Source organism: Listeria valentina, assembly GCF_011800755.1.
GTDB lineage: Bacteria > Bacillota > Bacilli > Lactobacillales > Listeriaceae > Listeria > Listeria valentina.
Genome location: NZ_JAATJW010000138.1, coordinates 1 through 1,279, shown reverse-complemented (window position 1 = coordinate 1,279; position 1,279 = coordinate 1). Strand labels below are relative to the sequence as shown.

The window sequence follows — 1,279 nt, the reverse complement described above, 5'->3', positions numbered from 1 at the left end:
TGGATAGATGTCAATAAAGTAGACACAAAAAGAGTAAATACTTAAAAATTTTCAAAATAAAGAGCCTCCTTTTCATTTGGAGTAAGCATCTCTAATGTACCATGAGGACGCTTTGTGTTGTAAAAGCCTTCAATGTAGGTAAAACAAGCTAATCGAACTTCTTCGATGGAACGGAATTGCCGACGGTTTAATTCTTCTTTTTTCATATATTTAAAAAAAGCTTCGGTTACGGCGTTGTCCCAAGGATAACCAGGTTTAGAAAGGGAATGAACAATCGGATGATTGTCTAGGAACTTTCTAAATTCAAAAGAGGTATACTGAGATCCCTGATCTGTATGGAAAAGAACAGAGTCCGTTAAAATTCGGGCACGAAGTGCCTTGTTTAATGTTGTAATGGCTAGGTTTGTATCAATGGATGCCCCTACGGTCCAAGCAATGACTTTTCTAGAAAACAAATCTAAAATAACGCATAAATAAGCAAATGTTCTCTGCCCGATAGGAATATAAGAAAAATCGCTTGTCCAAACTTGATTCGGTGCAGGTGGATTGAAGGCTTGATTGAGATGATTGGGACGTATCAAAGGAACCTTGTTTTTATTTTTTTTGAAAACAGGCTTTGCTGTAGACATTTTGGGTAGGTTCATTGATTTCATCAAGCGATAAACCCGGCCGATACTAATAGAAATGCCATAATCACGCAAAAGGATCCGCCGGATCTTTGCAGCCCCTATACGTTTTTGAGAAGAAGTATAAATGCCTAAAATCATTTTTCTTAAGCGCTGATTTTCTTTTGTTCTTGGAGCTACTTTTCCAGAAAAACGTTTGTAATAAGTAGAACGATTTACTTTAAGGGTGCGACAGAGGGTTACAATACTGTGCTCATACCGAAGAATGTGTATCGCTTTTAATCGTTCGTCGAGCGAGGCGTGAATATGGCAATCGCTTTTTTTAGGATGAGGTTTTCCTCCTCAAGTTGGGCGTTTCGCTTTTGAAGCTGTTTGATTTGACGAGCCGTAAGGATCGTATCGTCATCCATTTTTACTTCTGAATATTGTTTCACCCAACGGGCGATCGAAGAGAGAGCAATACCGTATTCATTCGCTAAAGCATTTTGAGTTTTACCACTTTCGTAAAGTTTAACAATAGATTTTTTAAATGCCTCATCAAACTTACGTGGTGATTTTCGGTTGTCTACCATAATAAAAAGTCCTTTCGACATTTGTGTCTATTTATTTACTAGTATATCAAAAAAGGTGTCTACTTTATTAGGATACATGCA

At 37.4% G+C, this 1,279-nt stretch carries 1 protein-coding gene; it reads right to left on the bottom strand.

What is annotated here, in order from left to right:
- Positions 1 to 41: 41 nt before the first annotated feature.
- Positions 42 to 1,198 (bottom strand): IS3 family transposase gene (locus tag HCK02_RS13825; protein WP_246215612.1). Its coding sequence is split into 2 segments (ribosomal slippage): positions 42 to 940 and positions 940 to 1,198, totalling 1,158 coding nucleotides; the frame shifts between segments, so codons are not numbered across the junction.
- Between the last annotated feature and the right edge of the window lie 81 nt (positions 1,199 to 1,279).